The 4380-nt window shown below is 31.0% G+C and carries 3 protein-coding genes and 1 pseudogene; 3 read left to right on the top strand and 1 reads right to left on the bottom strand.

The window, feature by feature from the left end:
- The 3 genes from HMPREF0202_RS05395 to argH form a co-directional block, all read left to right on the top strand.
- Positions 1–504 (top strand): TIGR00366 family protein (locus HMPREF0202_RS05395; RefSeq protein ID WP_023052236.1); only part of this gene is annotated, 504 nt, incomplete at its 5' end.
- Between the two features lie 262 nt (positions 505–766).
- A complete protein-coding gene (locus HMPREF0202_RS05390; protein WP_023052235.1) occupies positions 767–2305 on the top strand; it encodes a Na+/H+ antiporter NhaC family protein in 1539 nt (512 codons plus the stop codon).
- On the top strand, positions 2260–3675 hold the full coding sequence (gene argH, locus HMPREF0202_RS05385; protein WP_023052234.1) for an argininosuccinate lyase: 1416 nt from the start codon (positions 2260–2262) through the stop codon (positions 3673–3675). The genes HMPREF0202_RS05390 and argH overlap by 46 nt, the downstream gene beginning before the upstream one ends.
- Positions 3676–3713: 38 nt before the next feature.
- Here the strand turns inward: argH and HMPREF0202_RS15265 are convergent.
- Positions 3714–4380, bottom strand: a pseudogene (locus tag HMPREF0202_RS15265) (RepB family plasmid replication initiator protein); the annotation flags it as partial.

Raw genomic sequence — 4380 nt, 5'->3', positions numbered from 1 at the left:
AATGATATTGCTATCTCTTTTAGAAAAGGTGCTGAGGACCTTATTGGAGCAGCAATGGTTGTTGGTATGGCTAAAGGTATTGTATTAGTTTTAGGTGGAGTAGACGCTGGAATTCCTACAGTTTTAAATACTGTTTTAAACTCTGTAGCTGGTGTTTTAAGTCATTTACACGCTTCTATATCTGCAGTTGCTATGTACTTCTTCCAATCTGTATTCAACTTCTTCGTTGTATCAGGTTCTGGACAAGCAGCTTTAACAATGCCAATTATGGCACCACTTTCAGATTTAGTTGGTGTTCCTAGACAAGTTGCAGTATTAGCTTTCCAACTTGGAGATGGATTTACAAATATGTTTGTACCAACATCTGGTATCTTAATGGCTATTTTAGGAATAGCTAAAATTGAATGGGGAGTTTGGGCTAAACTTCAAATAAAGTTCCAAGGAATTCTTTTCCTTTTAGGTTCAATTTTCATGATTATTGGGGTTTTAATAAAGCTTCAGTAAAAAATATTTTTAAATATAGTTTGACATTTTTTATTAAAATGTTGTATACTCACTCTTAACAAAAACAAATAGAGGTTAGTTCACTTCCATATACGGAGCCTAAGGCCGACGGCGATGATGTTATGACCCTGTGAATTAAGTATTGTGACGCTGCCATAACAATACGCTTATTGCTTAATTAAGTTCTCTAGGGCATACCATTCTTTGGTATGCCTTTTCTTTTGGGGTAGTAATTTTTTTACTAATTTAGGGAGGATTTAAAATGGTTTCATATGGGGTATTATCTATAATTCCAATTTTAATTGCAGTTTTTTTATCTATCAAAACTAAAAATGTAGTTTTGTCACTTTTTTCCAGTGTATTTTGTGGTATTTTCATTTTAAATGGTTACAATCCTCTAGAGACTACAAAAGTTCTAGTGGGAAAATATTTTATCAATCAACTTACAGATAGTTATAATGCTGGAGTTATTGTACTTATGATCTTTATTGGTGGATTTATTGAGCTTATGATGATGTCTGGTGGAGCTTACGCCTTTGCTGAGAGCTTTAAAAACTCTATAAACTCTAAAACTAAGGCTCAACTTTTAGCTTATTTTACAGGGATTATGATATTTTTCTCTGACCTTGGTACGCCATTAATTGTTGGACCAATTTTTAGTCCATTTTTTAAAAGATTAAAGCTTTCTAAGGAGAAACTAGCTTTTATACTAGATTCTACATCATCTCCTGTGGCTGTTTTAGTTCCTTTTATTGGATGGGGAGTTTTTATCATAGGACTTTTACAAAAGGAGTTTGAGCTTTTAAATCTGTCTCTTTCAGACTATGAAAGTTTCATAAAATCCATTCCTTTTAACGTTTATCCAATACTAGCACTGACTATTATTCCAGCTTTAACGCTACTTAAGCTAGATTTTGGGCCTATGAAAACTTTTGAAAATAATCCTATAGATGAGAGTGCCTTTGAAATAGATAACTCTAAGTATCAAGTTGAAAATGCTAAAGGATCTTTTGTTTGGGTTCCAATACTAGTTCTTTTAGGAACTCTATTTTCAATGCTTGGTACCTCTTTTATAACTTCTAGAGTTTCAGGAAGTGCTTTTAGAGCAGCTCTAACAAGTGGATATCTATATGCAGCCCTTGTTTTAATGGGACTTATGCTTTTTTATAAAAGTAAAACATTTAAAGAGATATTTTCTATCTACTTAAATGGTATGAAAAAAATGAGTGAGATTGTTATAATTCTAATTTTAGCTTGGTCATTAGGTGTTATTAATAAAGATTTAGGAGCTGACCAATTTCTAATTGGATTTTTAAAAACTTTAGATATAAACTCTGGATTTATTCCAGCTATTGCTTTTATATTCGGTGCTGTTATCTCCTTTTCAACTGGTAGTTCTTGGGGAACATACAGTATTATGGTACCACTAGTTATACCTATGGCTGTTACTTTTAATGCTCCACTTTATGTGACAATTGGAGCTATACTTTCAGGTGGACTTTTTGGAGACCATGTTTCACCAATTTCAGATACAACTATACTTTCATCAGCAGGAGCTGGATGTGATCATATAAATCATGTCAAAACTCAAACTCCATATGCTGTAGTAAACGCTATTTTAGCTATATCTGTATTCTTAATCGGTGGATTTACACAAAATAGTTCGTTAATCCTTTTTGCAATAATTTCACAAATTGCAATTTTAATAGGAATAAAAATCTTTACTAAAAACAGATTCTATAAAGGAGATGAGCAATGCAGTACTTTTCAGGAAGATTTAAAGAAGCAGCAAGTGAATTAATCTTAGATTTTCACTCCTCTATTCACTTTGATCAAAGACTATACAGATACGACATTATGGGTAGTATCGCTCATGTGAGAGGGCTTTCTAAAATGGAGATTATTTCAAAAGAGGATGGGTGTCTTATTGAAAAAACTCTTTTAGAGATTCTAGAGGATATTGAAAATGGAAAGATTACCTTCTCTACAACTTACGAGGATATTCATATGAATATTGAAAAAATTCTTATTGATAGAATTGGGGATGTAGGGAAAAAACTTCACACTGGACGTAGTAGAAACGACCAAGTAGCTGTAGATATGAGGCTTTTTACAAAGGATGAAGTAAAAAAAATCCAGTCCTATTTAATTGAACTAATTGAAGTTACTACTAACTTAGGAAAAGAGCATTTAGAAACATATATGCCAGGGTTTACTCACCTTCAAAAGGCTCAACCAATATCATTTGGACACTATATGTTTGCATATTCTGAGATGTTTAAAAGAGACTTTATCCGTTTAAACAACGCTTTTGAATTACTTGATTACTCACCTCTTGGATGTGCAGCTTTAGCTGGTACAACTTATCCAATAGATAGAAAATTTACTGCTCACACTTTAGGATTTAAAGGACCTACTTTAAACTCTTTAGATGGAGTTAGTGATAGAGACTACTTAATTGAGATTATGTCTGCACTTTCAATTGTTATGATGCACCTTTCAAGGTTTTCTGAAGAGATTATAATCTACACTTCAAATGACTTTGGATACATTGAGTTAAGTGATGCTTTTTCAACTGGAAGTAGCATAATGCCACAAAAGAAAAATCCTGATGCAGCTGAATTAGTTAGGGGGAAAACTGGTAGAGTTTACGGGGATTTAATGGCACTTTTAACAACTATGAAGGGGATTCCTTTAGCTTACAATAAGGATATGCAAGAGGATAAAGAGGTTTTCTTTGATGCTGTAGACACTGTGAAGGGATGTTTACAAGTATTTGTTGGGATGGTTAAAACGTTAAAAGTAAAAAATGAGGTTTTACTTTTAGCTTGTAACGATGGGTTTATCAATGCCACTGACGTTGCAGACTACCTAACTGTTAGGGGAATGAGCTTTAGAGAAGCTTACAAAATAACTGGGGAGATTGTTAGTTACTGTATTGATAATGGGTTGAATTTAGAAACTCTACCACTTGAGAAATACAGAGAGTTTTCATATATTTTTAACGGGGATATATATGAAACAATAGCTATTAAAAATTGTGTTGAAAAAAGAAAGTCCTTAGGTGGACCAAGTAAAGAGAGCTTGCTCTCTCACTTAGAAAGATTAAATGAATTTTTGGATGGGGCCAAAATAGATCTTATTAACTATAGATTAAACGATATAATGTAATAAGAAAAAAGGTATACTGGGGAGTATACCTTTTTATTTTATAATAAAAATATTTTTATTGTTGATTCCTCATTTTGTTTCCAGTTTATAAATAAAGACATTTCAGAATTTCTGAAACTTAAAACTTTATCCTCTTTTAATAAAATAAAATCTTGTAAAAACTTCTCACAGAAAAATGATGTATCTAAAATAACTCCTGGTTTTACTTTTTCTAATTCATTCATAAACTGTTTTCTTAACTCTTTTGGTGAAGAGAAATGTTTTTTTATAATAACTATAGGTTCTACATCTTTTAAGTCTAATTTCTTAAAACTAATTTTTAAAACTTCATCAAAACTCATATTTATACTTTTATATCTTTGCTTTACTTTAAAACAAGTACGATAAGTTGTTTCATAACCATGATCTTTTATTCCATTTTTTAATATTGTATAAACTTCAGATATATCATCAATATCCCCTTTTATCATAAATAGAATACTTTTTAACTTCATATCGTCATCATCTTCCCATACAGGATCTTTAAACTTAAAATCTATAGCAATCACTTTATTATTTAAATTTGTTCCTACTTTTACCTTATCAAATTCTATTTTATATGGGATTTCTAAATCTTTTATTAAAGGTTTTAATATATTCTTTTCAAAATCAAAAAATCTCTCATATCTATTATCTATTTTTAATATATCTTTAAAATCTTCAATT

Source organism: Cetobacterium somerae ATCC BAA-474 (genome assembly GCF_000479045.1).
GTDB lineage: Bacteria > Fusobacteriota > Fusobacteriia > Fusobacteriales > Fusobacteriaceae > Cetobacterium_A > Cetobacterium_A somerae.
The sequence above is the reverse complement of the archived record's forward strand: the minus strand, read 5'-3'. Positions and strand labels throughout refer to the sequence as shown.